Here is a 26,387-nt window from a genome sequence, read left to right as displayed (position 1 = left end):
GCGTGCATGAAACCGATATGACCAAAGCGTTAATTTTGACAGTCCGCCAATGGTGGGAGGAACAACCCTCTCGTCCGCAAATTGATACCATTCACCTGACAGTGGGGCAATTCACTTGTGTGGAACCGGCTAGTTTGCAATTTGCGTTTGCGGCACAGACTCAAAAGGGTTTTTTAGAGGGGGTAAAATTAGCCATTCACGAGACGCCTTTGGTCGCATTCTGTCACGCTTGTCAAGAGGAATACAAACCCAAAATCGGATTGCACTATTCTTGTCCTAGTTGTCAATCTCCGATGGAGGATATTCGTTCGGGACGAGAACTGAAAATTGATCGGATTGAATATACTCAATCTTGTGTTGAAATTTAAGCTATCTATCTAATAATGCACCAAACCGTTGAAGCTGCTTTAGAAATTAACTTACTCCACGCTAACCAAGCGGGAGCAAATCACAATCGCGCCCATTTTGATCAGTGGGGAATTACCTGTCTAAATATCATGAGTAGCCCCGGTGCGGGAAAAACCGTGCTGTTAGAGCGTACTTTAGCCGCCCTGAATCCTGACTTAAAAATGGCAGTAATTGAAGGGGATATGACAACTGAATTAGACGCCGAACGGCTGCGTCAATACGGTGTTCCTGTGATTGCGATTAATACCGGGCGTTCCTGTCATCTTGACTCAAAGATGGTATCAGGAGGACTTCACAGTTTAGCAGCAGACTACAATCCAGCGGAATTTGATCTCGTTTTTGTCGAGAATGTCGGTAATCTGGTTTGTCCGGCTGAATTTGAAGTGGGAGAACATGGCAAGGTTGCACTGATAAGTGTCACCGAGGGAGAGGATAAACCATTGAAATATCCAATCATGTTTCAAGAAGCAGACTGCTTATTAATTAGCAAAATTGACTTAGCCCCTTACCTGGATATTGATCTCAACCGTCTGGAATCTAACGTGCGTCAAATTAATCCCCAGGTTACGATTATTCGGCTTTCGGCGAAAACAGGTGCAGGATTAGAAACCTGGTTGACTTGGTTGCGAAATCAGGTCAAATAATCAAAATGTCTATCTAAGGGATGAATCCTGAACAGGGTTGAATGGGTTATCATTCGAGAGTTCAAGTTCTAAATTCTCAATTAAGTATGTTCAGGATAATTAATCAAGTTTCGGGAAATTCTCAACAATACCGGGCTAAAAAGGTACTGTCAGTTCTTTTGTCGATGGCATTAGTGGCATTGACTTGGACAGGCACTTTATTTAATCCCATGCCTACAGCCCAGGCTTTAACCGTGAAAACGACACAATTTATCATTGCTGATAGTAACCCCGTTGATAAAGTATTTGGTTCGGGAACCAGCGACCAAATTCAAGGGAAAGCCAAAGAAGATATTGGCACGGTAGAACGAAATATGGGCAAAGCTAAGGCAGACATTCAAGGTGCAGCCAAACAAGTCCAAGGGCAGGCGCAACAAGATACAGGTATGGTTAAAAATCGCGCCGAAGATGCCGGTTCGGAGCTAGAAGATGCTGCTGAAAATTTGGGAGATGCGATTAAGAGTTTATTTGGAGAATAGTAGCTAAGGCAGTTGTCTGAACGAATGGGCTACAAACTGCTCAACAAATGGTAAGATTAGTGAGTTAATAACGGCTTTTTTGACTTCAGTAGAAACGTTCTAGTAGAGCGTCTCTACTGAATTTGTAATTTTTTGATAGTATGACGGCTCTTTCCCCAATTGTTAAACCCGTTAGCCAGATGCAACTAGCACCCGGCAGTGCTGTGACAATTCCTAATGTCAACTGGCAGGAATTTGAGTCTATTTTGTCAGAGTTAGGAGAAAAACGTGCGGCAAGACTTGTTTACAGCCAAGGAAGGTTAGAAATTAGGGTTCCTTTACCTGAGCATGAAAAACCGCAGGATATTATTTCAGATATTGTCAAGCTATTGCTTAAGGCGAGAAGTTAGAGGAATTTGAAAGAGAAGGGCGGTTCAAACCGCAGCTACACAAACTAAACCCGCCTGCGCGGGTTTCACAAATTCCATTCGCCAGGGTTTGTTTGAGGTTCTTAATGAGTGTACTATTTCTCTTATGCTGCTGATTATGGGAATTATTATCTGGTTTCAGACGCGATCGCATTCCCGGCGCTAATTTTAATCCCTCATCGGGATTCACTGAAATTCCAACATTCCAATAATTGTAGGGGCACGGCATTGCCGTGCCCGTGTCAACTTAAGGTGAAACTAATACAGGGGAAGCGTTTCACCCTCATCCCCTAACCCCTTCTCCCATCAAGGGAGAAGGGGAACCATCATATAAATAGGTTTCCAAAATACCCTAGAATACCGCTTCCTTCTTGCTCCAAGGTAGAATCTGTCATGCTGAGCAGAATGCAGTGAAACGGAATGACGCGAAGCATCTGTCCAGATTCTTCGCTTCGCTCAGAATGACATGATAGAACGCAACTTGGTATCAGGGGAATTTAGACCGGAAGTTTGCGCCATACCAATGCTTTTATTTTGGTTTCAATCCCTGATAGGGATTCAGGGGAATTTAGACCGCAGTAATCCTAGCTTTGCGTTAGTGTGTTTATGTTTCAATCCCTGATAGGGATTCAGGGGGATTTAGACCAGAGGGGGCGAAGTGGATCGGGAGAGTTATTAAGTTTCAATCCCTGATAGGGATTCAGGGGGATTTAGACAGACCCTCTGCCACCTTCGCTGATTTTACTTAATAGTTTCAATCCCTGATAGGGATTCAGGGGGATTTAGACCCAATGGCGGATTGAGGATATCCAAGATAATGTGATGTTTCAATCCCTGATAGGGATTCAGGGGGATTTAGACCGGGAAGCTAACCTTCAGGGAGCAGACCTTCAGGGGTTTCAATCCCTGATAGGGATTCAGGGGGATTTAGACTGCCGACCTCTGAAACGCTTACTGTATTTAGTTTTCAAGGTACAATTCCGAGAGACTCCATTAAATATATCATTTCCAGCTTCAGCCGACAAGAGGTATCCAAAAACAAACCCATTCAAACCCAGTCCCAGTAATGCTTTCAGCGTTTCCGAGAACCTCACGCTGAGGCAAAATCCCTCAAACCCAGATGAGACAAGGAATACAGCCGAAAAATCAGACTCGCCCAAAAAAACACCTACCCCCTCTCGGATTTCATTCCAAAACATCGACCTGATCCTGTTTCACACTAAACCCATCTCCGTTATCAACACATCAGGTTGCGGTACAACCATCCTAGCCTATCTCCTTCTTGCCATCTCCCCCATCTAACTTTTCACGGGAAGCCTAGAAACCTGCATCGGGGCGGGTTTAGTCACATCTAGATGCAACCGAAAAGGTAGTTGTAAAACCCGCCCCTACACAATCTCCCACTCTCTCACTGCATCGGGGCGGGTTTAGTCACATCTAGGTGCAACCGAAAAGGTAGTTGTAAAACCCGCCCCTACACAATCCCCCTTGACTCTCCAGTCTACTGGAGACTTTATCCTATATATATAACACCCTTAAGACCTTAAAACCTGCATCGCCCCTCCCCACTCCCTCACCCTCCGCACCTCCCAAACTGCTACTATCAGGAGTCAACCATGGAAACCAGCCATCTACGACTACAAGGAATGGGTTGCGCCTCTTGCGCCGCCACCATTGAACAAGCCATCAAAAACGTTTCTGGCGTTGTTGACTGTAATGTTAACTTTGCCATGGAACAAGGAACTGTAACCTATAATCCCAAAGCGACAACCTTAGACACCATCCAAAAAGCCGTCGCCGATGCGGGATATGGGGCGCATCCCTTAGATACCACCCGAATGGGTGAAGACACCGACGCTGAAAAAGAAGCACGGGAAGCCCATCAACGGGATCTCAAACGTAAAGTTATCGTCGGCGGCGTTATCAGTCTCCTCCTCGTCGTCGGTTCACTTCCGGCGATGACAGGGTTGCACATTCCCCACTTTCCCACTTGGCTGCATAATGCTTGGGTGCAACTGGTGTTAAGTACACCTGTACTGTTTTGGTGCGGTCAATCCTTCTTTGTCGGCGCGTGGAAAGCCTTTAAACGCCATGGCGCGGATATGAATACACTGGTGGCGCTGGGGACAGGTTCTGCTTATTTATATTCTCTATTTGTTACCTTTTTCCCTGGCTTTTTAATCGCCCAAGGCTTGTCACCGGATGTCTACTACGAACCCGCCGCCGTGATTATTACCCTAATTTTACTGGGGCGACTGTTGGAAAATAGGGCAAAGGGTCAAACCTCAGAAGCGATTCGTAAGTTAATGGGATTACAGGCAAAAACCGCGCGGGTAATTCGGAAAGGTGAAGAGGTGGATATTCCCATTGAACAGGTAATCGTCGATGATATTATTGTTGTCCGCCCTGGGGAAAAGATTCCCGTGGATGGGCAAGTGGTTGATGGTGCATCCACGATTGATGAATCCATGGTTACGGGTGAACCGATTCCGGTAAAAAAACAAGCTGGCGATGAAGTGATTGGCGCTACGATTAATAAAACCGGGAGTTTTAAATTCCGTGCCTCACGAGTGGGGAAAGATACGGTATTGGCGCAAATTGTCAAATTAGTCCAAGAGGCGCAAGGGTCAAAAGCCCCGATTCAGAAACTCGCGGATCAAGTGACAGGCTGGTTTGTACCCGTTGTGATTGCGGTTGCGATCGCGACCTTTTTGATCTGGTTTAATGTCATGGGTAATATTACCCTTGCCACGATTACCACGGTTGGCGTTTTAATTATTGCTTGTCCCTGTGCCTTAGGATTAGCTACTCCGACATCGATTATGGTTGGCACGGGTTTAGGCGCAGAAAATGGCATTTTAATTAAAGGGGGAGACAGTTTAGAAATTGCCCATAAACTTCAGGCAATTGTTCTGGATAAAACGGGTACGATTACCGAAGGAAAACCTAGTGTAACTGACTATGTAACCATCAAAGGAACCGCAGATAGTTATGAAATTAAACTCCTGCGATTAGCCGCCGCTGTAGAACGGCTTTCAGAACATCCCTTAGCCGAAGCCATTGTTAACTATGCCAAATCTCAAGGCGTAGAATTCCCCTTACCCGACGTACAAAACTTTGAAGCCGTAGCCGGAATGGGCGTACAAGGTGAAGTGGAGAATCACCTCATCCAAATTGGTACTCAACGCTGGATGGATGGATTAGAAATTGATACCCAATCCCTACAATCCCAGAAACAAACCTGGGAAGCGGCGACAAAAACAACGGCTTGGATTGCTGTGGATGGTAAGATGGAGGGATTAGTCGGTATTGCTGACGCCTTAAAACCCTCCTCCGTCGAGGCGGTAAAGAAACTGCAACGCCTGGGGTTGCAAGTAGTGATGTTAACAGGGGATAATCAACAAACAGCAGACGCGATCGCACGAGAAATTGGTATCCAGCACGTCTTTGCCGAAGTGCGCCCCGATCAGAAATCGGATGTCATCCGTTCCCTACAAAGTCAAGCGATTAAGAAGACTCCACAATCAACAAATAGCCAGGGCGGGTTTAGTAAAATTAGTGGTTTTTTCCTAAACCTTATCGGTAAAACCCGCCCCTACACTATCAACAATCAACATTCAAATCGTATTGTTGCTATGGTAGGCGATGGCATTAATGACGCCCCAGCCTTAGCCCAAGCGGATGTGGGAATAGCCATTGGTACGGGTACGGATGTGGCTATGGCAGCCAGTGATATTACCCTAATTTCCGGGGATTTAAACGGGGTTGTCACCGCGATTCAACTTAGCCACGCCACGATGGGAAATATTCGCCAAAATCTGTTTTTTGCTTTTGTTTATAACACCGCAGGTATTCCGATTGCGGCGGGAATTCTTTATCCATTATTTGGTGTATTACTCAATCCAATTATAGCCGGGGGAGCCATGGCGTTGAGTTCTGTTTCTGTAGTCACTAATGCATTACGGTTACGGAATTTTCAGCCAAAAATTCTGTAGGGGCGACCCGCTGAAATCAATGAACAACTCAAATCTATTCAACTTTATCGGGTCGCCCTTTACTACCCTTGAGGAGGAATCGAACCAATGGCAACTAAACCTAAAATCTTAGCCTATCTGATTAGTTTAGGACTTATATTCGGAGTTGCTGTTAATCCGGCTACGGCTAAACTATCAGAACATCCGTCCCAGAAAACGAGTCAATTTAGCAAAATTGAGCAACCGTTACTCCTGAAAGTGAGTGTTACTTTAGGGGGAGTTGTATTAATTGGTGCAGAACTTTGGTGGTTTTTATTCAGCAAACATCAATCCAATATGTAGAGACGCGCCATGGCGCGTCTCTACAATGGTGACTAAATGGATACAAAAGCATCCTCAGTCAACGTTGATGTATTAATTCCATTCAACATGGCTAAGGTTTGACCGTTGTAACGAATCTCGTTCCCTTGGAAGAACAAATCGTTAAAGGTGACACCGTTAGTTAAACCCAGTTTGTCTCCTTCACCCAAACTAAAGTCCTGAATCATATCCTGATTTTCCCCAGCCGTCAGGACAAAGGTGTCCATCCCTAAACCACCGGTAAGCTGGTCATTCCCGAAACCGCCAGACAGTAAATCATCGCCATCGCCACCGACGAGTTGGTCTTGACCATTGCCACCGATGAGGGTATCATTCCCGGCATCCCCATAGAGTCGGTCATCACCCTCACCGCCATCGAGGGAATCATTGCCTAAACCGCCAGTTAAGGTATCTTGACCTTGACCGCCCAGGAGGGTATCGTTCCCTTCGCCGCCATCTAAGGCATCCTCACCGCCGCCTCCATCGAGGGAGTCGTTACCATCACCACCTGTGAAGGTATCACGACTGTTACCACCTGTCAGGGTATCTTGTCCATCGCCACCATCGAGGGTATTTTCACCGTCGCCACCATCTAAGAAATCGTTACCATTACCGCCGATTAGGGTATCGCGACTGTTACCGCCAATCAGGGTATCGCGACCATTACCGCCGTCCAGGATATTGTCACCATCGCCGCCATCGAGGAAATCGCTACCGCTACCGCCATTGAGGGTATCGCGTCCACTACCGCCAGTGAGAGTATCACTACCCCCGCCACCGAATAACTGGTTATCACCATTGCCGCCATCGATACTATCATTGCCATTGCCGCCATTGAGGGTATCACTGCCGTTACCGCCATTGATGCGATCGTTCCCTGGAGTTCCGTCAATGGTATCGTTAAGGTCGGTTCCCTGGAAATTATCGCCCACTTCAATCGTCACAGTGGCGGTATCAGTTACGCCTTGACTATCCGTGATTGTATAGTCGAAGCTGCCAGTGCCAGTGAATCCCGCGTCAGGGGTAAATGTGACTAAACCGTTATCCTCGGTGAGTGTCCCATTGGTGATATTGGTGATATTCGTCAGACTCAGAGTATCCCCGTCGTCGGCATCCGAGTCATTGTTGAGGGGGCGGAAGCTGATGGGGGTATCTTTAAAGGCAGTACGATTGTCATCTTTGGCAACGGGGGCATCGTTGATCCCTGTCACCGTGATGTCAACAGTCGCGGTAGTCGTGCCGCCATTCCCATCACTCACGGTATAGCTTAATGTGTCAGTTGTGGTTGCTCCCACACCGAGGAAGTCGAAATTCCCTGTGGGGTCGTAGGTGAATGTGCCATCTCCGTTATCGACTACAGTACCCCCATCAGCCGTTAACCCAACAACGGATAAGGTATCCCCCTCCACATCACTGAATCCGGCTAATAAGTCAGCCCCATTAATCGTCACGGCTGTTTCTTCAGAGGTATCGCCTAAGGTAATTGTCGGTGAACCAACAGGCGCATCATTAACGGGAGTGACAGTAAAGTTTTGAGTTTGTCCACTTACGGTGTCAATACCATCACTCACATCATAGGTGAGGGTGACAACACCATTAAAATCAGCATCAGGGGTGAAGCTATAAGTGCCATCTCCGTTATCAATCAATGTGCCGCTATCAGCCGTTAACCCCACGACCGATAAGGGTTCTCCATCTCCATCACTAAATCCGGCTAATAAGTCAGCTTCATTAATCGTAATTTCTGTATCTTCTGGAGAGTCGCTTAACGTCGCTGTCGGTGAACCCACAGGAGGATTATTGACACTAATCGGCGTGGTATTCTCAAAGTATTTGATTTCGCCCGTATTGTGTCCAACAACGGCATCCAAATCCCCATCGCCGTCGATGTCTGCAAAGGTGGGGGCAGCCTCAACCCCTACATTCAAGCCGTCAAAGGGGTTGTCGCTACCTATTACTTGGCTGAAATTACCCGAACCATCATTCTCAAAGTAATTGAGGAAACGACTACCTGGCTGACTACCTTGCTCTACAAATTCTCCAATAACGGCATCCAAATCCCCATCACCATCGAGGTCAGCAAAAGCAGGAGCACTGTCACTCCCTACATCCACACCGTCAAAAGGGTTGCCGCTACCTGTGACTTCGCTGAAGTTGCCTGAACCATCATTCTCAAAGTAACTGATGTCGCCAAAATTGCTACCAACAAAGGCATCCAAATCGCCATCGCCGTCGATGTCCGCAAAGGTAGGCATAGCCTCAATCCCCACATTCACACTGTCCAAGGGGTTGCCGCTACCTGTTACTTCGTTGAAGTTACCCGAACCATCATTCTCAAAGTAACTGATGCTGCCATAACGTCTTCCAATAAAAGCATCTAAATCCCCATCGCCGTCGATGTCCGCAAAGGTGATGGAACTGTCTCTGCTAAAATTCACGCTGTTAAAGGGATTGCCGCTACCTGTTACTTGGTTGAAGTTGCCCGAACCATCATTTTCCAAGTAACTGATGGTGCCATCACCCGCTCCAACAAAGGCATCCAAATCCCCATCGTCGTCGATGTCCGCAAAGGTGGGACTGCTGTATCTATCCACAACCACGCCATCAAAGGGATTCTCAGCACCAGTTTTTTCAACAAACGTAGACATGATTTTCAGGAATTAGTAGGTTGACAAAGAGTTGGGGCAATTAGTTTGCAACCCGAACTCTAGATTGAATGACATTGGCTGTTATTCGGTGAGTTACGATCCAGCCACTTCGTTAGTCCTCATCGCCTTACCCTAAGCGGTTCAAGGGTTCAGCCGGAGGATGGGTTAAAGAATTTAGGGAGGCTGAATCGTCCAAAGTTGAAAGGTGTTGTTGGGTTTCATGGCTTAATGTTTTACGGCAAAATGATGAATTTGTTTGCTGGTTTGGCGTAATTCCCCATCTTGGGAGTTTGCCTGATTTCCCCCGAATTGGGGTTGGGGCGGTTGCCAGTTTAATTTTTGCAAAATCGGTTCTAAGGCTGTTTGAGTCAGAACATTGGATTCATAGGTTAGGGTTAAGGTTTGCGTGCCTTGTTGTTTTAATTCGGCTTCGAGATATTTCAACAATTGAGTCCCCATCCCTCGTCCTCGCCACTGGGGTAACACTATCAAAGAAATAATATTGGCGGTTTCCGCACTAATTCGTTCGGCAATAATAAAGCCCACTATTTCCCCATTTAAGGATGCAGAAATGCCAAACAATTCTCCTTGGGGGAGTCGTTTCTGCCACTGTTGACTCAGGGGAGGATAGGTGAGGGCATCATAATTAAGGACGTTAGTCGGGGTAAGTTGGTAAACTTTTTGATATTTAATCGGTAAGGGTTGTTGGTGTTGTTCTGGTTTCGGTAAACCGATGACTGGGACAGCCATTTCCTCCCGACTGGGAGGTTTTACGGTGGGTTTGGTGGTCATCATTCCCCCAGAATTCGGAAATGTGACGAATCGTTGGAGTTCATCTCCCTGTAATCCCAAGGCTTCTGGTTGTCGCACATTGGGCAAAATTACGACATCAAAGAGTTCTTCAATTGTTTGTCCAATATGCAGCCAGTGAACGATTTTTCCGGTGGTTAAATCAATCACCAGCAAGCCACAGTGATCAGTATTTCCCTGTGCTTCTAATCGTTTTTCTAGGATGAGTCCAGTGAAACTGCTTGATCGTAATTTCGATAAGCCGACAACAGCATAATCCCCCGAAAAGGCTAACCCGCGCATAAATCCTGGACAGAATGTCAGGGGAACGAATTGACCCTTGTCGATGTAACCGAATTCCCCGGTGCCAGAGTTGAGTAACCAGAGTTTCTGCCGATACCAACGGGGAGAATGGGGCATAGATAAGCCTGTGGCAATAATTTCATTGCGTTCTACATCGATGACTACCCCGCCATTAGTCCGACAGTTTCGCCATCCAGCAGCAGTATCGGTGGTACTACAGGCGGTGACATATTTGGGTTTTCCTTCCACCATTGCCAAGCCATTGAGGTGACAACGATCTTCGGCAACTAGCTGGGAAATAAAAGGCGGTTTCCATAAGGGGACAAAACTATAGTCGGGGCTTAGGGTTGCCAGACAACTAAAATCAGTATTGACAAAAATAATGTTTTGTGAATTGTCCACGACGACTTCATGGGCATTAACATCGCCAGTGGTGTAGGCGGTGCGGGGGACATAAAGGCGATCGCACTGTCGATATTGTTCACTATTCCTCAACAGATTGGAGAAATGCCACAGTTGGTAACGACTGATCATGTATAGGTTTTCTCCCAACCCATAAAGTCCCATCGGCTTATCAAACAGCCGTTCATGTATTTTTAGTCGTCCATTGGCTTGACCACTGATAAAGAACAGACGATTGGTTTGGTAGGTGGTACAGGCAAGACTTAAATTCTGTTCCCTTAGCCATGAGGTTAGATGCATTACGGGCAAATAATAACTGGCAACTTGATTTACGGTTAACTGATAAAAAATTATGCCTTGACAAGATTGCATGACTATGCATTGAATGAAATTTGCCTGGGTTTTTATGAAAGTTCGCTTTTGTTCTACTTTTTGTAGCTTGGAGACTTTTTCTGTGGAACCTTATGGCTGAGACTGGCGCTAAAGCGCAACTACAAGCGCAACTACAAGCGCAACTACGAGCGCAACTACAAGCGCGATGACAAGCACAATGATGAACCGGGATAATCTAGATAGGGCATTTCTCTAGCTAGGTGATGAATCTTTATGACTGCTTCCACTCCCCGTTTTCCCGATATCCAAAACCACTGGGCGCGTTCTTTTATTGAAGGGTTAGCCCAGGCGGGTATGATTAGTGGCTTTCCGGATGGGCGTTTTCGTCCCGATGATCCCATGAGTCGGGCGCAGTTTGCGGCGTTGTTGCAGAATGCTTTTTCTAAACCGAGTAAACGCCCGAATGTTCCCTTTGTGGATGTTCCTGTCAAACATTGGGCAATTGGGGCGATTGCTAGGGCGTATCAAACTGGGTTTATGTCGGGGTATCCGGGAAATCGGTTTCGCCCAGAGGCGAGTATAGCCAGAGTGGAGGTGTTGGTGTCTCTGATCACGGGATTGGAGATAACTACTGCTGGATTAACGGAAGTGAAAGCCGCCCTACCGGAACTCTATGATGATTTTGGTGAGATTCCCAACTATGCTATTGATCGGATTGCGATCGCAACCAATACGGGAATGGTGGTGAATTATCCCCAGCTTAAGCGCTTCAATCCCCTCAAAGCCGCCACTCGTGCGGATGTTGCGGCGTTTATTTACCAGGCGTTAGTCTATACTGGGAGACTTGACGCCATTGGTTCAGACTATATTATCGTGCGTCAGAAAACTCTGAAACTGAGCCATCAACGGGAGTTTCGCGGGGTGTGGGTGGCGACAGTTTGGAACATCGATTGGCCCCCCCAACGAGGCTTATCGGTTGCCCAACAGCAACGGGAATTGTTACAAATTATTGACCGCATGGCGGAACTTCAGTTAAATGCGTTAATCTTACAAGTTCGACCTACAGGTGATGCGTTTTATGCCTCTGAGTTAGAACCCTGGAGTGAATGGCTTACTGGAGTACAAGGTCAAGCTCCCGATCCTTATTATGACCCTTTAGAGTTTGCGATCGCAGCTTGTCATCAGCGCAATATTGAACTCCACGCCTGGTTTAATCCCTACCGCGCCAAAACCTCTTCCCACAGTTCCGCCAGTGTCGCCCCTCACATTAGCGTCACTCATCCCGAATATGTGTATAAATATGGCAATCAGCAGTGGATGGACCCTGGTGTCAAAGTAGTTCAAGATTTAACCTATAACGTAATCATGGATGTGGTGCGGCGTTACGATGTCGATGGCATTCATTTAGATGATTATTTTTATCCCTATCCCATCGCGGGTGAAGACTTCCCCGATGATAAAACATACAATGCTTATCAAGCCGAAGGTGGTACCCTTAGCCTAAGCGATTGGCGGCGGGAAAATGTCAATCAAATGGTTCAGCGCCTTTATAAAGGGATACAGGCGACAAAAAAACAGGTTAAATTTGGTATTAGTCCCTTTGGCATTTATCGTCCCGGACAACCGCCTCAAATTAAAGGATTAGATCAATACGAATCCCTGTATGCTGACCCGAAAAAATGGTTAGAAGCAGGATGGATTGATTATATCGCCCCGCAATTGTACTGGCGTATTGACCCCCCAGCCCAAAGTTATCCTGTTCTCCTGGAATGGTGGACGGATAATAACCCGAAACAGCGCCATATTTATCCCGGCAATCGGTTAAGTATGTTGGATGATAAAGACTGGTCATTTTTGGAATATGAACGACAAGTTGATATTACCCGCAACCTTGCCCCCCAACTCTCCCTCGGCAATATTTTTTATAACATGAAAGTCTTTAATGAAAATCGTTTTGGAGTCGTTGAAAAGTTCCAATCCTCTGTTTATAATCAACCCGCCTTATCTCCAACCATGTCGTGGTTGAGTGATACACCGCCAGCGATTCCGGTTCGGGTGAGAGTGATTGGAAATAAGCTAATTTGGAATGCAGCGATTAACGCCAAGATTCGCTCTTGGACAGTGTATCAGCAGCAAGGCGAAAACTGGACACTGCACAAAATTTTGCCAGAGGAGATAACCGAGGCAGAATTAGCACCGGGAACCTATGCCGTGTGTGCTGTAGACAGACTAGCGAATGAAAGTTTAGGCGTTGTGGCGTCTATTCAATAATGCCTTTGAGATGTGCAAATCAGGGTAGACAAAGGGAACGGAGAACAGGGAACAGGGAACAGAGAATACCCAATTTAAATGCACATCAGTTTATTCGTGATATACCGTAGGGTGGGCACTGCCCACCAAAATACGAGGAGCGTGCCATTCGACTTACAGCAGTTTGCTCTGCTATGCGGTACATTGTCGATCCCCCTAAATCCCCGTGCAATAAAAGCGAAGCATCCTCTGGTTTCCCCCTTTTGAAGGGGGACGGAAGGGGGATCTGAAGGGGGACTTTTATCTACTGTAATTTATTACAGAATTAAGCGCTGTAAGCGTTATGCCAGGAATTAGAATCCCTGGCGGGAAGAAAGCCGAAACTGCTATAACCTTGTATAAATTTCCTAGCTGCTATTACTAGAATAATCATCTTGGGCAAAGATAATGAACACTGTAACCTTAAATTTAGATACCATTCACTTAACCGACGAACAGTTTTATCAATTATGTCAAAATAACCGCGAGTTTAATTTTGAAACAACGGCGAATGGAGAATTAATTATTATGCCACCCGTTGGCGGAGAAAGTGGAAATCGAGAATCTGAACTGATTGCCGATTTGGTCATCTGGAATCGGCAATCTGCCCTAGGTTATACCTTCAGTTCCTCCACAATATTTAAGTTACCCAATGGCGCGAAACGTTCCCCAGATGCCGCTTGGATTCGCCGAGAACGCTGGGAAGCGCTCCCCCCTGAACAACGGCGCAAATTTCCCCCGATTGCACCCGATTTTGTCATCGAATTAAGGTCAGCCACCGACGATTTGCAACGGCTACGTGACAAAATGCAAGAATACATGGATGCTGGGGTACAATTGGCATGGTTAATTAATCCCCAACAACAGCAAGTGGAAATTTATCGCTGGGGACAGCCAGTAGAAATACGAAATCTGCCGACAGAATTATCGGGTGAAACCCTATTACCAGGATTTAGCTTAACTTTATCTGCCTATTTGTAGATTCAATGATAGGGAAGTTTAAATTTAATTTAAGCGAGTGCAAAGACCATGAATACTGTAACCTTAAATTTAGATACAATTCTTTTAACCGACGAACAGTTCTATCAATTATGTCAAAATAATCGCGAGTTTAACTTTGAAACGACGGCGAATGGAGAATTAATTATTATGCCACCCGTTGGCGGAGAAAGTGGAAATCGAGAAGCTGAATTAATTATCGATTTAGGACTCTGGAACCGACAAACTGCCCTAGGTTATACCTTCAGTTCCTCCACAATATTTAAGTTACCCAATGGCGCGAAACGTTCCCCAGATGCGGCTTGGATTCGCCGAGAACGCTGGGAAGCGCTAACGCCTGAACAACGGCGCAAATTCCCCCCGATTGCACCGGATTTTGTCATCGAATTAAGGTCAGCCACAGACGATTTGCAACCGTTACGTGACAAAATGCAAGAATACATGGATGCTGGGGTGCAATTGGCATGGTTAATTAACCCCCAACAGCAGCAAGTGGAAATTTATCGTTGGGGACAGCCAGTAGAAATACTAAATCTGCCGACAGAATTATCGGGAGAAACCCTATTACCGGGATTTAGCTTAACTTTATCTGCCTATTTATAAAGATATGGAATTTGAAATATGATTTAAGTTTGGGCATAGCTATGAACACTGTAACCTTAAATTTAGACACCATTCCCTTAACTGACGAACAGTTCTATCAATAGCCATCAATGCTTTGAGCCGTAGAGAAAGTTGTTCATCTTCAAGGAAATGTGAGACTATCTATAACAACTATGGCGATAGAATCACCGAAAATGTACCATTGCTCCCCCAGCTAAGAGACGTAGCATGCTACGTCTCTACATTGCTTCAAGAGCTCCCCCTCACCACAACACTTATTCAGCAAACCTTATTCGGTTTTGTCCTCTGGCTTCTGCTCCTTGGCTTTTACTCTCTTCCTAACTTTACTTGGCTTCGGCTTTTTGGCTTCTGGATTCTGCTCCTCTGTCGTAGGTTTCTGTTCTTTGGCTTCTGGCTTCTGCTCATCTGTACTAGGCTGTTGCTCTTTCGTTTCTACCTTCGGCTCTTTGGCTTCTAGCTTCTGCTCATCTGTACTAGGCTGTTGCTCTTTCGTTTCTACCTTCGGCTCTTTGGCTTCTAGCTTCTGCTCATCTGTACTAGGCTGTTGCTCTTTCGTTTCTACCTTCGGCTTTTTGTATGGCTTCTGCCGTTTTATACTCGGCTTCTGCTCTGTGCCTTCTGACTGCTGTTCTTTACCTTCTGGCTTCTGCCTTCCCGTACTCGGCTTCTGCGGTGACTTATTCTGCCGTTTCTCCTGCTGTACGGCTGTCTTATCCGCCTTCGACGCCTTCAAAAACTTAGGTGCTTTATCCAAGGGTGGTGCTAACAGAGCATCAAACTCAAAAAGATTCCGAGTGGGCAGAAATTTAGCCTTGACTTGAATAAATGCCGGATGTCCTTGCTCCTCTTTGGGGGTTTTGGGATTGAATCGGAACGGCTTAACCGGAGAATCTTTCCACATCAACGGTAGGTGAGACGCCTTCATAAATCTCACCTTTTGTGCTGGTTCAGCTTGCTTGATATAATCTAAGCGATCGCGATTGAAATTACGGAAAATCGAGACAACGGGTCCTCGACAAACAGGTATAAATTGCCACAAGCCACGAAGCTGAAACTCAAAATCGTCCAATTGTGCCGCAACACCATCGGGTTCTCCTTTCGAGAATCCTACCAACTGAAAGGAAATCTGATGCGACTTGGTGCGCTGAGGAAAGTGGGTGACTCTGGGATAAACGATTAATCGTTGAGTCGCTTCGCCAGTGTTTTTGATTTCCAGTTTCAGAGCGTTGAAAGCCTTGCGTAATCGAGATGTATAAAACAAGGGATAGTCTCGACCCGCCATAGTAAGCATAGCCCGCCCCTCGTCTGACCAGCTAACATCACCGACGACGATTCCAATCGCTTGGAAGATAATTCCATCATTTTCTGATTCCTTTGTTTCCTCCTTAGGAGTGTCAGATGTTTCAGGTGTGTCAGATGTTTCAGGTGTGTCAGATGTATCCGATGTTTCAGGGGGTTCAGGTGTGTCAGATGTATCCGATGTTTCAGGTGGTTCAGGTGTTTCAGGCTTTTTAGGTGTGTCAGGTGTTTCAGGTGTTGCTGTCGTCTGTTCGAGTTCTGGCTCTGTCATCATGGCTGCTGCTGACTTTTTCGTTCAGGGTAGCATTAGAAGCTATATTCCGTCGCCAATTGCGGTACGTTGATTCAATTACAACCGACGGAAATTCCTATCCCGTCGTGTTTGGACGCCTGTAAGCGGTTTGCTGGGGGCGTTGAATCTCTGGCAAATTATGGCAATTAGTGCGGCTGCGGTTTCCAGAATGCAATTTATGTTTGATTTACCCATTGTACAATGGCTTGGGTTAACCCTTCTAAGGTATACTGTTGCGCCTCTACATCCACTCGTCCTAAGAGTTGTTGACAGGTTTTAGAGGTTTCTGGACCAATGGAGGCAATACAGACATTTTCCAAAAGCGAGAGTGGATGATTACTGTTTTTGTCCAAAAGCTTCCTAAAATTTTTGACGGTTTTAGAACTGGCAAAGGTAATAATATTGACGGTATGATTTTGCAACGCTGCCGCAGCTGGGGGTGCTATTTCCCCTGGACAGGTTGACTGATAGGCTGCTACTTCCACAATAGTAGCACCCTGGGCAGTTAAGTCTTTGACTAAAACCTCTCGTCCCCCAGTTTCTACACGCGGGAACAGGATAGTTTGTTCCGCCAAGGGTTCCGGAAAATGTTCAACTAGAGAATCGGCGACAAAATCTGGGGGAATAAAATCTGGATGTAATCCCCGTTCCTTTAAACTAGCCGCCGTTTTCTTGCCCACAACAGCAATTTTGACGCCGGATAACGCACGACTATCTTTTCCTAGTGTCAGCAATCGTTCAAAAAAGTACTTGACGCCGTTACTTGAGGTGAGAATTAACCAATCAAAATCGGATAAATTAGTAATGGCTTGATCTAAGGCGTCCCAACTCGACGGCGGTGTAATCACCAAGGCGGGCATTTCAATCACCGTTGCGCCTTCTTTCTCCAACAAGTCCCGAAATGTACTCGACTGTTGCGCCGAACGAGTGACTAAGATTGTTTGACCCTGAAGCATCTGCGGGAAACTACGTTTATTAATGTCCTCGCCTATTGTCTCTTGTTTTGGGGTAAACTCAACGGGTAACTGTTGGTGCGATCGCAAATAGTCTCGTAATCCTACCACTTCTCCCACGACAATCACCACCGGAGACAGGGAGACACCCGCCGTTTGCTTAACAATACTGGACAGGGTTCCTACCCAAACCTGTTGCTGAGTCTGTCCACAAGCCCGAATCACCGCCACAGGGGTTTGATAGGATTTGCCATAACGCTGTAGCTGCTGAACGATAGTGGCTAAATGACGCCCACCCATTAAAATAGCCAGAGTATCGATTCGCGCCAATGCTTCCCAGTCTAAGGCTTCGGGTTGATGCGCCGTCAGGACAGTAAAACAGCGACTCAAAACCGCATCAGTCAGGGGAATATTTGCCAGTAATGGTGCAGCTAGGGCAGAGGAAATCCCCGGTACGACTTCAAAGGCACAATCGGCATCGCTTAACGCTTGAATTTCCGATGTAGCCCGACCAAAGATAAAGGGATCACCACTTTTTAAACGGGCGACTTGCTTTCCTTGTTGGCATTGTTCAACCAACAATTGATTAATCTCTGCTTGCGAAGTTGAGGGACGCCCCCCCCGCTTTCCCACATCAAACTGGCGGCAATTTGCGGGGACTAGTTGTAAAAGTTGGGTGTCTACTAAAGCGTCATAGACTAATACCTCCGCTTGATGGAGAAGTTGTTGCCCGCGTAGGGTGAGGTATGCCATACTTCCGGGTCCAGCACCGACGAGATAAACTTTACCCAAAGGGCGTCGAGAACCCAGATTTTTAGCAGGATTGGGGTGAATCATTCTCAAAATTTAAACCGTTTTGGTGAATACATCCCTCTTAAGTATAATTTTAGTTATCACCTAGGTGATAAATACACAGTTACAAATAATCCTACATCAGGGGAATGTATTCCGTTTAATCTGACAGGTAAAATGGACTGTCGAACTACATGGAAATCAATAGTATGCAATTTATCCGCGAAAAACTCTTTTCTGCACGTCCAGTGCGTTTTCTCATTGCTGCTTCACTGTGTACATTTTTGTTTTTATCAAATGCTTTGCCAGCAGTGGCTGTGGGTGGCTCTGATAAAGGTGGCACAACCCTAGACGAAATAGTCGAGAAGGCTGAACAAGTCGTCAAACAAGAACCGCGTTCTATGCAACAGGTACAAGCGGAGGCGAATAAAAGTACGAATACGGTTCAAGGATCAGCGAATAAAGAAAAGATGGAGCAATCTCAAGATTCTAAGTCCGGACCGGCTATGGCAGAAGACATCAACGAAGCGGTCAAAGACATGGAAGATACTGATTATGATTAGAGCATCATTCAATTATTAATACCACATCCGCCTTTATCACCCCATGCAAGAGGAGGCGATTGAAATCGCTGCTACACAAACAAAGTCCGCCTGCGCGGACTAGGGGGCTGTCTTAGGTTTGAGTAGTTCAAGGTTAAGCAAGATCCCCGACTTCTTAGAGAAGTCGGGGATCTGTCTGTGTACCTAACTTACTTTAAAAGCCCTGTAAGCTGTCATGCATTTAAATTAGGAATGGGTAGCAAGGAGGAATGGAAAACAGAGAACGTTTACAGATTATTAGAAATAGCTTATATATATGAGCGCACATTTTTCCACTATGAAATAATAGTATCAAAAACTAATCGAATTGTCTAGATTTTTTCAAAAATGCTGAAATCCTCGACTTAGGGTTAATAATTCATCCGCATACTTTCCTGTACTATCCCGGAGACAAACCGACCTACCGGATGTAATGTAACCAATAATGGCTGATCCGGCTGCAAATTTTTCGACAAATACCTGAGCCAATGGTTCAGACAAACATAACACCAGTTCAAAGTCTTCACCCCCATACAAAACCCAATCCCAAACTTGTTCTGGAGACGTTAGCTGAGGTAATACGGAGGGGATAGGAATCGCATCCCGTTCCACCACAGCCCCCACCCCACTCGCTCGACAGATTTGGGCGATCGCATCCGCTAGTCCATCACTGCTATCCATTGCGGTTAGGGGGATTGGAGATTGGGAGGCTAGACTGTCCCAGAGTTGAGGTAAGATATCTAGTCTTGGTTTAGGGCGTTGGTGAGCTTGGATGAGACGCGATCGCTCTTTTTCATTCAAGTCTTTGCCGAATTCCGGATTAAGTAACAATTCCAACCCAACTCGTGATCCACCATGAACTCCTGTCACCACAATCGCATCGCCGACTTTAGCATTAGAACGCCGCATGACGCGCTGGGGTAAGACTTGACCAAATGCAGTAATCGATACCGTAATCACCGGAGACTGACAAACATCACCCCCGACAATGGGCGTATTATACGGCTGTAAACACTCAGACATACCTTGATAGAGTCGTTCAACCCAACTCACCGCCACATCACCCGGAAGACTCAAGCCAACCGTAATCCCCAGAGGCGATGAACCCATTGCTGCTAAATCCGATAAATTTGCCGCCACCGCACGCCAACCCACATCTTCCGCCGACGTCGTGCGATCGCTAAAATGAATTCCATCTACTAAAACATCGGTTGTCACCACTAATAATTGCCCCGGTTCTGGATTTGGCATAATCGCCGCATCATCACCCACAATATCTGAGGGACAAAAGCGCTGTAATCGTTTTAAAACACCCTGTTCTCCAATATCTCTAATTACATCATTGCTCATTTGTCAATTTATGGGTTTCATTATTCATTCATACGCCGATGTAGTTTCGGAAAGCGATAGTAGGTATCTCCATCCGGATCAACTTCTGGGATAGCATTAAACACCTGAACTTGGTGTTCCAAATACTGCTGTGCGATTTCGGGTTCAACCCTAGCGGCTGCAGCCAACTGAATCAGAGAAATACAGCTATTTTCCGTTTCTAATAACTGATAAAACGTTTCCTCTAATTGCTTTTGTTGACTTCGGGTGGCTTTTTGCAAGAACAAGATACCTAAAACACCTAAAGTGATCACCAATAGCAAGTCAATAATTGGCATATTCAGGGAACAGAGAATAGGGAACAGGAAACAAACCGATGATCCTTACAGTACAAGCGATGGTGCAGGCTCCCTCGTGATTTATCCGAGGGATGAAACCGAATTTCGACAAGCTCAATTGCCGCAAGGCGTCCAGCCTAGCCACTTGAGTTGCGAGTATATTTTTTCTAAGCCTCCTCAATTAATAGTGTATTATAATGTTAGCAAACATTGTATATTGTCGAGCAAGTGTTTAATCTGATTTACGAGTTTAAGCTAAAACCAACTACCGCTCAAGTCGCCACTTTTGCTGAGTGGCTAGAACAATGTCGTCGAGTCTATAACTATGCCCTTTGTGAGCGGAAAGATTGGGCAAATTCCCGTAAGTCTCCACTAAACGCTTGTTCGATTAAATACGAGTACATTATACCAGCGGATGCACCAGCACCCAACTATTCCAGTCAGTGCGAAAGTCTCACTCAGGCTAAAAAAAATATTCCTGCACTTAAGCAGGTACACTCACAAGTGCTACAGCAAACCCTTAAGCGTTTGCAAAAGGCATTTGAGGGAATGTGGGAGAATGGGCGAGGGTTTCCACGGTTTAAGAAAGCGGGTCGGATGCGGTCATTTGTTTTTCCATCAATGGGAAAAGATCCCATTCAAGGGAGATCTGTCAAATTCCCTAAAATTGGGCGGGTTAAATTCATCCAATCCCGTCCAATTCCCGATGATGCAATTATTAAACAAGCACGAATCGTCAGACGGGTATCCGGCTGGTATGTACAGTTAACCTTACAATGGAAAGTAGATGTGCCCTTCGGCAAGCTCAGGGCGTCGCCTGAAATCAGTCCGACTGGTACATCACTGGGAATAGATGTCGGCTTAATGCACTTTGCCGCCCTGTCTAATGGGCGAACGTTTCCCAATCCACGACCATTTAAACATCTAGAAGGCAAGCTTAAATCGCTGCAAAAGAAGGTGTCTAAAAAGCGTCCAGGGTCAAACAATCGCGCCAAAGCACAAGCCAAAGTGTCACGACTACATGAGCGAATAGCTTGCCACCGCAAAAACTACCATTGGGAGTTAGCCCATAACCTTTGTGATTGGGCGGATATGATATTTGCCGAACAACTCAACCTGAAAGCGTTAGGTCGAGGCTTTTTAGCTAAACACTGCCTAGATGCAGGGTGGGGTCAGTTTCTCGATATCCTATCTCAATGTTGTTTTAAGCGGGGTGTGTACTTCCAGAAAGTACCCGCAGCCGGAACAAGTCAGACTTGCCCCAACTGTTTAGAGGATACAGGTAAGAAAAAGCTCTCTCAACGGGTACACAAATGCCAGTATTGTGGGTATGAATGTGATCGGGATGTAGCATCCGCTCGCATTATAGAAATTAAAGGACTGCAAGCCGTGGGACACACGGTAGGTAAGCTTTCTGAGGGTAAAGGTTTCATCCTAGAAGATGTAAAACTCTGCCTCCCTGTGACGGAAGAATCACCCGCGTTTTAACCGGGTGAGTGTCAACTTAACCTGAATGGCACGCTCAGATGAGGCTGGTGGGCATTGCCCACCCTACGGGATATCAAGGGCTGAAGGGGTGACAAGCTAGCGTCAAAAGTAGGCAGGGTGTGGGGTATGGGGTGTGGGGCTGGCTCTGTAAGGAACACAAAAGCCCATCAGAGGAGATCGGGTATAGAGTTTTTGGTGACTCCCTGAGATTAGTTCAACACCTCGACTCCGCGGCAATTGAGCGTTCGACTAAGCGCTCACGCCGAAGTCCTGTCGAAATTCGGTGTCCCTACACCCAGTAGTACCTTCAAGACCCTTGTCACCCCCTCAGTATCAAGGGTTTTGGCAATTCCAAACGGCTTATTGAGCGTGCCATTGTACTTAAGCTGCAACGTCGGGTTCAACCAAATTATCAGCGCCCTGAACAACTGTAGCTGACTCAATGATATCGCCGAGTTCTAGCTTGTCCAATACGTCTTTCCCCTCAACAACATAACCAAAGACCGCATAACGCCCATCCATAACATTAAAACCAGGAGGGGTTAACTCACTATCAAACTTGAAGAAAAAGAACTGAGACGAACCCCCATTGGGATCATCTCCTGGACGCGCCATGGCGACAGCACCGTAAGCGGAGAAAGGAAGCACGGGTTCATCTAAATAAATCCCCGCCTGTTCTAAGGTCATACCATAGATGGGTTCCTCATCTCCCCTGACTAACACTTCAAAGGGAATAGCCCGATATTCACCTGTCTTGGGATCGATAAATCCTTCTTCAGGTCCAGGTGGATCACCAGTTTGCACGTAGAAGTCTTCAGTACGGGTAATTGCCAGCTCATCATAAAAACCCCGTTGCACCAAATCAACAAAGTTACCCGCCGTAACCGGGGCGCTATAGCCATCAACGACTAAGGTCATATCCCCTTTATTCGTAGCTATCTCTATCGTGGCGCGACCTTTGAGTTGAGGTAAATTACTATACTCTGAGGGGACTTCAAAAGGAAATCCCTTGACCATCATTCGTTCCAGTTCACCCACCTTGTCAAGGATTTTGCCTCGCTCAATCCAGACGGCTTCTTTATCCTTGGCTTCAACTGCTTCTCGGAGTGAAACGATATCATCTTTCATGGTGGTAATAATCGCTTCAGCTTGCGGTTTTTGCTCCTCTGGGATGTCAGCCAGCACTTTTTCCGGGCGATTGCTCAAAATTACATCCGCTTTGGTGATATCCCGGTTAATCGGACTCCAGCGCTTTCCCCGTAACTGAGTGGCAATATCTTCGAGACTTGCTTGCACGTTCCGCACCGCTTGGTTTTCAATGGGCAGAGCATACCGCAGTAGGGCTTTGCCATCAGTAATCGCATTCCCTTGCGCCAAGCGACTTTCTCGGGCAGGTGGTTGTTGATCATTACCAAAATTCCACCAGGCACCGCTTAAACTTACGGAGAGTGTCACCAGTAGCAGCGCCACAAAACTGGTTTTGAGCAGACGTTGGCACCAATCGAGCTTGAGAATTTTTAAAGGTCGCATAAACATATCGCCTAAGGCTGAATACCATTAGGTTGAGGCTAACTTACAGCATTGAAACAGATATTCTTCATCTTGCCATACGGGGTGTCCGTGCCAAAACATCCGAGCGCGAATACCTCTCTTGCCGAATTAACTATGGGAATGTTCTTCTACAAAGGTACAATAGAGTGCCGAATGTTATGCCCAAAGTTATGCCGAAGCCGTCAGCCGTCGCGAATTAGGGGTTTGACAAGTCTGATGTGGGCGTTACGTTTAATGCTGACCTCAATGCCAGCTACAATATCTTGCGTACACTATTCCCCAACCCTTGAGGAACAATGATTTCAAGTAACGACTTTCGCACGGGTGTCACGATTGATTTAGAAGGATCGGTGTGGCGGGTGGTGGAGTTTCTCCACGTCAAGCCTGGAAAAGGCTCGGCTTTTGTCCGCACCAAGCTGAAAAATGTTCAGACGGGGAATGTCATGGACAGAACCTTTCGGGCTGGGGAAACAGTACCCCAAGCCATCCTAGAAAAACGCACCATGCAGCATACCTACAAAGATGCTGACCAATTTGTCTTTATGGATATGGAAACCTTTGAGGAAAATCGCCTCAATGAAGAGCAAATTGGCGATCGCGTCAAGTATCTCTCCGAAGGGATGGAAGTCAATGTGGTGACGTGGAATGATCAAGTCCTGGAAGTGGAGTTACCCAACTCCGTGGTGCTGGAAATTGTGGAGACTGATCCGGGTGTCAAAGGTGATACCGCCACAGGTGGTACTAAACCCGCTACGGTGTCTACGGGAGCGCAAGTGATGGTACCACTGTTTATTTCCGTCGGCGAGCGAATTAAAATCGATACTCGTAACGATTCCTATCTGGGTCGCGAGTAAATGGATCTGAACCAATCAATCAACAGCTAAGGTGAATATCCAAACACCGCTTTTGCCCAGCTCAAATCGTGATCAATCCTGCCTGAGGTATCATGTAGAACTCTAACCTTGAATTTTTCCAGAATTCCTATCTCCCTAATTTAGTTGTGCCATTAGACTTCAACCAAATCCGTGAACTGCTAACCGCGATCGCTCAAACCGATATTGCGGAAGTGATATTGAAAAGTGATGACTTTGAACTGACGGTACGTAAAGGATTATCCGCCAGTCCTCCTAGCGACTCAACAATGAGTCGAACAGATACCCCTGTAGCGTCCAGCGTGGGAACAGCGGTGGCTGGAATGGCTCCCCCACCGCCTCCCCCTTCCACACCCACACCTGAACCAGCACCATTGGCTCAAACGGGAACAGCTTCAGCTACACCGTCTCCAGGAGTGGAGTCAAAATGGGAAGAGGTGAAGTCGCCCATGGTTGGCACATTTTATCGGGCACCATCGCCAGATGATACCCCTTATGTCGAAGTTGGCGATCAGGTTCGCGTCGGTCAAACTATCTGTATCATTGAAGCGATGAAGTTGATGAATGAACTTGAAGCCGAAATATCCGGACAAGTGATGGAAATTTTGGTCGAAAATGGCGAACCGATTGAATATGGTCAACCGTTGATGCGGATCAATACAGGGTAAATGAGCGATGTAAAGGATTGATGATTACTCTATTGTTATCAATTGACCAAAAATAGGCTAAAATTTGATGATCACCTAATTTCGGGTTAGACCGATGCCAAGAGTAAAAACAGTCCCTCAAGAGGTCGTCCAACAAGTTTCTGAGTATTTTAGTATCTTAAGTGAACCTATGCGTCTACGCCTGCTCAATTTACTCCGCGAAGGTGAAAAATGTGTCCAAGAATTGGTAGAAGCCACAGAGACGAGTCAGGCAAATGTCTCTAAGCACCTGAAAGTGATGCTACAGGCGGGAATACTTAGCCGCCGCACTGAAGGCACATCTGCCTACTACAAGGTAGAAGATGAGCTGATTTTTGACCTATGTAATTTAGTGTGCGATCGCCTCGCTACCCGCATCGAACAACAAGCCCGCCATTTTCGGAACTTTACTTTGACGAACAAAGGGTAGAAGGGGAATTTTTTTGTTCAAAAATTGAACCGAACAGGCGATCTAAGTACCGGGACATAAATTCTGTTCGCTGTAAGCTGTCATGCATTTAAATTGGGTATTAGTAGCGAGCAAGATGGGTATTAGTAGCGAGCAAGATGGGTATTAGTAGCGAGCAAGATGCAAAGCCTGCGGCATGGCTTCGCTAAACGCACTACAAGGATTGCGCCATTATTGATATTTAAGGTTTAAATGCCGAACAGCTTACTCAGTTAACAAGCGTCAAAACCTTACTGTTCCCCGTTCCCCGTTCCCTGTTTCCTTGTCCTCAGGCTAAACTTTAATCATGGTTGTTTGACCTTAAAGTTGAAAGTTTGTTTCAAAGTTTTGGCGAGTCATCGGTTGATCGACGATCAACCCTTCACCTCCTAAGACTTCAAGGGGTTTTCCTTCCACATCAATCCAGACTTGAGCATCCGGATCTAAGCTGGTGGCTGTATAGATAATTTGTCCGAGGCGGCTTTGCATCGAAGTACTGCCACCCCCTGTGGTAAAGTCTTCAGATAGATCTAGATGCACTCCGTCAGATTTGATCGAAAGATTCCGTAGCTCAGTTCCTTCGGGAATTGCCGAGGCTACCGCTTGCTGTTCAGGTCCAGACAATAATTGCTGGAATGCCATCTCTAACACTTCAGATGGATTATCAGCATTTTCGACAGTAATGGAACTGGGAACCAATTCAATTTGATTATTGACAGCATCAACCCAATACACTTGAACCTTTTGTTCAGTCGCGGGCGGCGTGTCTTGGGGCGATTGGGAGAGGGTAGGCACTTCCGATTGGGGGGGTGAGGCGGTAATCGTATTCCAAGCCCACCAAGCGCCTCCACCAGCGGCGGCTAACATGGCGACGGAAACACCAGCGATCAAACTTGTGGGAATACGACGTGTATCTTGTGGATTTTGCATAGTTATTACCTGTCCAATCGTTCAATGTTTTGTAGGATTAAGAAAAAATGTGATATTGTTTCACTGACAATGTTCCCTCTGTTTCCTTAACAAGGGCGGGTTTAGTTCAGTTAGGGCTTATCTCCAAAAC

At 46.3% G+C, this 26,387-nt stretch carries 22 protein-coding genes, 1 pseudogene and 1 CRISPR repeat array; of the genes and pseudogenes, 14 read left to right on the top strand and 9 right to left on the bottom strand.

Annotated features, from left to right (window positions below):
• Window positions 1–2: 2 nt before the first annotated feature.
• From hypA to MC7420_RS25390, 4 genes and pseudogenes are all read left to right on the top strand, one after another.
• A complete protein-coding gene (hypA, locus tag MC7420_RS25405) occupies window positions 3–368 on the top strand; it encodes a hydrogenase maturation nickel metallochaperone HypA (RefSeq protein ID WP_006104069.1) in 366 nt (121 codons plus the stop codon).
• 15 nt (window positions 369–383) lie between these two features.
• A complete protein-coding gene (gene hypB, locus MC7420_RS25400) occupies window positions 384–1,052 on the top strand; it encodes a hydrogenase nickel incorporation protein HypB (RefSeq protein WP_006104056.1) in 669 nt (222 codons plus the stop codon).
• Between the two features lie 86 nt (window positions 1,053–1,138).
• Window positions 1,139–1,570: a CsbD family protein gene (locus MC7420_RS25395; protein WP_006103984.1), complete on the top strand. Its 432-nt coding sequence runs from the start codon at window positions 1,139–1,141 to the stop codon at window positions 1,568–1,570.
• 140 nt (window positions 1,571–1,710) lie between these two features.
• Window positions 1,711–1,950, top strand: a pseudogene (locus MC7420_RS25390) (Uma2 family endonuclease); the annotation flags it as partial.
• Here MC7420_RS25390 and MC7420_RS40380 read toward each other — a convergent pair.
• Window positions 1,943–2,206, bottom strand: coding sequence for a hypothetical protein (locus tag MC7420_RS40380; RefSeq protein WP_157453322.1), 264 nt, complete (start codon window positions 2,204–2,206; stop codon window positions 1,943–1,945). The pseudogene MC7420_RS25390 and the gene MC7420_RS40380 overlap by 8 nt on opposite strands.
• A 308-nt stretch (window positions 2,207–2,514) precedes the next feature.
• A CRISPR array of direct repeats spans window positions 2,515–2,910; the repeat unit is 37 nt; unit sequence GTTTCAATCCCTGATAGGGATTCAGGGGGATTTAGAC.
• A gap of 683 nt (window positions 2,911–3,593) precedes the next feature.
• On the opposite strand from MC7420_RS40380, the gene MC7420_RS25385 reads away from it, so the two are divergent.
• Complete coding sequence (locus MC7420_RS25385) at window positions 3,594–5,972, top strand: heavy metal translocating P-type ATPase (protein ID WP_044209641.1); 2,379 nt, start codon at window positions 3,594–3,596, stop codon at window positions 5,970–5,972.
• Window positions 5,973–6,059: 87 nt separating this feature from the next.
• Window positions 6,060–6,293 carry a hypothetical protein gene (locus tag MC7420_RS25380; protein ID WP_006103972.1) on the top strand — a complete coding sequence of 78 codons (234 nt, stop codon included), beginning with the start codon at window positions 6,060–6,062 and terminating at the stop codon, window positions 6,291–6,293.
• Window positions 6,294–6,325: 32 nt separating this feature from the next.
• Here the strand turns inward: MC7420_RS25380 and MC7420_RS35665 are convergent, their stop codons facing one another.
• Together MC7420_RS35665 and MC7420_RS25370 are read right to left on the bottom strand one after the other, a co-directional pair.
• Window positions 6,326–8,959, bottom strand: coding sequence for a cadherin-like domain-containing protein (locus MC7420_RS35665; protein WP_006104001.1), 2,634 nt, complete (start codon window positions 8,957–8,959; stop codon window positions 6,326–6,328).
• A gap of 225 nt (window positions 8,960–9,184) precedes the next feature.
• Window positions 9,185–10,825, bottom strand: a complete 1,641-nt coding sequence (locus MC7420_RS25370; protein ID WP_006103896.1) for a TIGR03032 family protein — start codon at window positions 10,823–10,825, stop codon at window positions 9,185–9,187.
• 234 nt (window positions 10,826–11,059) lie between these two features.
• On the opposite strand from MC7420_RS25370, the gene MC7420_RS25365 reads away from it, so the two are divergent.
• The 3 genes from MC7420_RS25365 (at window position 11,060) to MC7420_RS25355 (ending at window position 14,677) form a co-directional block, all read left to right on the top strand.
• The gene (locus MC7420_RS25365; RefSeq protein ID WP_006103997.1) at window positions 11,060–13,057 is read left to right on the top strand and encodes a glycoside hydrolase family 10 protein; all 1,998 of its coding nucleotides are present in this window, start codon (window positions 11,060–11,062) and stop codon (window positions 13,055–13,057) included.
• A 426-nt stretch (window positions 13,058–13,483) separates the two neighbouring features.
• The gene (locus tag MC7420_RS25360) at window positions 13,484–14,056 is read left to right on the top strand and encodes a Uma2 family endonuclease (protein ID WP_006103944.1); all 573 of its coding nucleotides are present in this window, start codon (window positions 13,484–13,486) and stop codon (window positions 14,054–14,056) included.
• A gap of 48 nt (window positions 14,057–14,104) precedes the next feature.
• Window positions 14,105–14,677 (top strand): Uma2 family endonuclease, encoded by a 573-nt coding sequence (locus tag MC7420_RS25355; protein WP_006104044.1) that lies wholly within the window; start codon window positions 14,105–14,107, stop codon window positions 14,675–14,677.
• 289 nt (window positions 14,678–14,966) lie between these two features.
• Here MC7420_RS25355 and MC7420_RS36300 read toward each other — a convergent pair whose 3' ends face one another.
• Both MC7420_RS36300 and cobA read right to left on the bottom strand, forming a co-directional pair.
• A complete protein-coding gene (locus MC7420_RS36300) occupies window positions 14,967–16,271 on the bottom strand; it encodes a hypothetical protein (RefSeq protein WP_006103913.1) in 1,305 nt (434 codons plus the stop codon).
• Window positions 16,272–16,465: 194 nt separating this feature from the next.
• A complete protein-coding gene (cobA, locus tag MC7420_RS25345) occupies window positions 16,466–18,079 on the bottom strand; it encodes a uroporphyrinogen-III C-methyltransferase (protein ID WP_006103905.1) in 1,614 nt (537 codons plus the stop codon).
• 164 nt (window positions 18,080–18,243) lie between these two features.
• On the opposite strand from cobA, the gene MC7420_RS25340 reads away from it, so the two are divergent.
• The gene (locus MC7420_RS25340) at window positions 18,244–18,597 is read left to right on the top strand and encodes a hypothetical protein (protein ID WP_157453321.1); all 354 of its coding nucleotides are present in this window, start codon (window positions 18,244–18,246) and stop codon (window positions 18,595–18,597) included.
• Between the two features lie 360 nt (window positions 18,598–18,957).
• Here the strand turns inward: MC7420_RS25340 and thiL are convergent, their stop codons facing one another.
• On the bottom strand, window positions 18,958–19,965 hold the full coding sequence (gene thiL, locus MC7420_RS25335; protein WP_006104025.1) for a thiamine-phosphate kinase: 1,008 nt from the start codon (window positions 19,963–19,965) through the stop codon (window positions 18,958–18,960).
• Between the two features lie 20 nt (window positions 19,966–19,985).
• Window positions 19,986–20,282: a hypothetical protein gene (locus tag MC7420_RS25330; protein WP_006103918.1), complete on the bottom strand. Its 297-nt coding sequence runs from the start codon at window positions 20,280–20,282 to the stop codon at window positions 19,986–19,988.
• 228 nt (window positions 20,283–20,510) lie between these two features.
• Between MC7420_RS25330 and MC7420_RS25325 the strand changes: the two genes are divergently transcribed.
• Window positions 20,511–21,770 (top strand): RNA-guided endonuclease InsQ/TnpB family protein, encoded by a 1,260-nt coding sequence (locus MC7420_RS25325; RefSeq protein WP_044209638.1) that lies wholly within the window; start codon window positions 20,511–20,513, stop codon window positions 21,768–21,770.
• Between the two features lie 381 nt (window positions 21,771–22,151).
• Here the strand turns inward: MC7420_RS25325 and MC7420_RS25320 are convergent, their stop codons facing one another.
• Window positions 22,152–23,300, bottom strand: coding sequence for a peptidylprolyl isomerase (locus tag MC7420_RS25320; protein ID WP_006103902.1), 1,149 nt, complete (start codon window positions 23,298–23,300; stop codon window positions 22,152–22,154).
• 317 nt (window positions 23,301–23,617) lie between these two features.
• On the opposite strand from MC7420_RS25320, the gene efp reads away from it, so the two are divergent.
• The 3 genes from efp to MC7420_RS25305 all read left to right on the top strand — a co-directional run bounded on the left by efp (window position 23,618) and on the right by MC7420_RS25305 (window position 25,309).
• Complete coding sequence (gene efp, locus MC7420_RS25315; RefSeq protein ID WP_006103982.1) at window positions 23,618–24,175, top strand: elongation factor P; 558 nt, start codon at window positions 23,618–23,620, stop codon at window positions 24,173–24,175.
• Window positions 24,176–24,321: 146 nt separating this feature from the next.
• On the top strand, window positions 24,322–24,861 hold the full coding sequence (gene accB, locus MC7420_RS25310) for an acetyl-CoA carboxylase biotin carboxyl carrier protein (RefSeq protein WP_006104011.1): 540 nt from the start codon (window positions 24,322–24,324) through the stop codon (window positions 24,859–24,861).
• A 94-nt stretch (window positions 24,862–24,955) separates the two neighbouring features.
• On the top strand, window positions 24,956–25,309 hold the full coding sequence (locus MC7420_RS25305; protein ID WP_044209635.1) for an ArsR/SmtB family transcription factor: 354 nt from the start codon (window positions 24,956–24,958) through the stop codon (window positions 25,307–25,309).
• 339 nt (window positions 25,310–25,648) lie between these two features.
• Here MC7420_RS25305 and MC7420_RS25300 read toward each other — a convergent pair whose 3' ends face one another.
• Window positions 25,649–26,257: a GerMN domain-containing protein gene (locus tag MC7420_RS25300; RefSeq protein ID WP_006104055.1), complete on the bottom strand. Its 609-nt coding sequence runs from the start codon at window positions 26,255–26,257 to the stop codon at window positions 25,649–25,651.
• Window positions 26,258–26,387 lie beyond the last annotated feature (130 nt).

Source organism: Coleofasciculus chthonoplastes PCC 7420 (assembly GCF_000155555.1).
Lineage (GTDB): Bacteria > Cyanobacteriota > Cyanobacteriia > Cyanobacteriales > Coleofasciculaceae > Coleofasciculus > Coleofasciculus chthonoplastes_A.
The sequence above is the reverse complement of the archived record's forward strand: the minus strand, read 5'-3'. Positions and strand labels throughout refer to the sequence as shown.

Excerpts from the sequence above, each read along its gene's own strand:
- hypB (WP_006104056.1), top strand. The coding sequence starts at position 384 with ATGCACCAAACCGTTGAAGCTGCTTTAGAAATTAACTTACTCCACGCT.
- MC7420_RS25395 (WP_006103984.1), top strand. The coding sequence starts at position 1,139 with ATGTTCAGGATAATTAATCAAGTTTCGGGAAATTCTCAACAATACCGG.
- MC7420_RS40380 (WP_157453322.1), bottom strand. The coding sequence starts at position 2,206 with ATGCCGTGCCCCTACAATTATTGGAATGTTGGAATTTCAGTGAATCCC.
- MC7420_RS25385 (WP_044209641.1), top strand. The coding sequence starts at position 3,594 with ATGGAAACCAGCCATCTACGACTACAAGGAATGGGTTGCGCCTCTTGC.
- MC7420_RS25380 (WP_006103972.1), top strand. The coding sequence starts at position 6,060 with ATGGCAACTAAACCTAAAATCTTAGCCTATCTGATTAGTTTAGGACTT.
- MC7420_RS35665 (WP_006104001.1), bottom strand. The coding sequence starts at position 8,959 with ATGTCTACGTTTGTTGAAAAAACTGGTGCTGAGAATCCCTTTGATGGC.
- MC7420_RS25370 (WP_006103896.1), bottom strand. The coding sequence starts at position 10,825 with ATGCAATCTTGTCAAGGCATAATTTTTTATCAGTTAACCGTAAATCAA.
- MC7420_RS25365 (WP_006103997.1), top strand. The coding sequence starts at position 11,060 with ATGACTGCTTCCACTCCCCGTTTTCCCGATATCCAAAACCACTGGGCG.
- MC7420_RS25360 (WP_006103944.1), top strand. The coding sequence starts at position 13,484 with ATGAACACTGTAACCTTAAATTTAGATACCATTCACTTAACCGACGAA.
- MC7420_RS25355 (WP_006104044.1), top strand. The coding sequence starts at position 14,105 with ATGAATACTGTAACCTTAAATTTAGATACAATTCTTTTAACCGACGAA.
- MC7420_RS36300 (WP_006103913.1), bottom strand. The coding sequence starts at position 16,271 with ATGATGACAGAGCCAGAACTCGAACAGACGACAGCAACACCTGAAACA.
- cobA (WP_006103905.1), bottom strand. The coding sequence starts at position 18,079 with ATGATTCACCCCAATCCTGCTAAAAATCTGGGTTCTCGACGCCCTTTG.
- MC7420_RS25340 (WP_157453321.1), top strand. The coding sequence starts at position 18,244 with ATGCAATTTATCCGCGAAAAACTCTTTTCTGCACGTCCAGTGCGTTTT.
- thiL (WP_006104025.1), bottom strand. The coding sequence starts at position 19,965 with ATGAGCAATGATGTAATTAGAGATATTGGAGAACAGGGTGTTTTAAAA.
- MC7420_RS25330 (WP_006103918.1), bottom strand. The coding sequence starts at position 20,282 with ATGCCAATTATTGACTTGCTATTGGTGATCACTTTAGGTGTTTTAGGT.
- MC7420_RS25320 (WP_006103902.1), bottom strand. The coding sequence starts at position 23,300 with ATGCGACCTTTAAAAATTCTCAAGCTCGATTGGTGCCAACGTCTGCTC.
- efp (WP_006103982.1), top strand. The coding sequence starts at position 23,618 with ATGATTTCAAGTAACGACTTTCGCACGGGTGTCACGATTGATTTAGAA.
- MC7420_RS25305 (WP_044209635.1), top strand. The coding sequence starts at position 24,956 with ATGCCAAGAGTAAAAACAGTCCCTCAAGAGGTCGTCCAACAAGTTTCT.
- MC7420_RS25300 (WP_006104055.1), bottom strand. The coding sequence starts at position 26,257 with ATGCAAAATCCACAAGATACACGTCGTATTCCCACAAGTTTGATCGCT.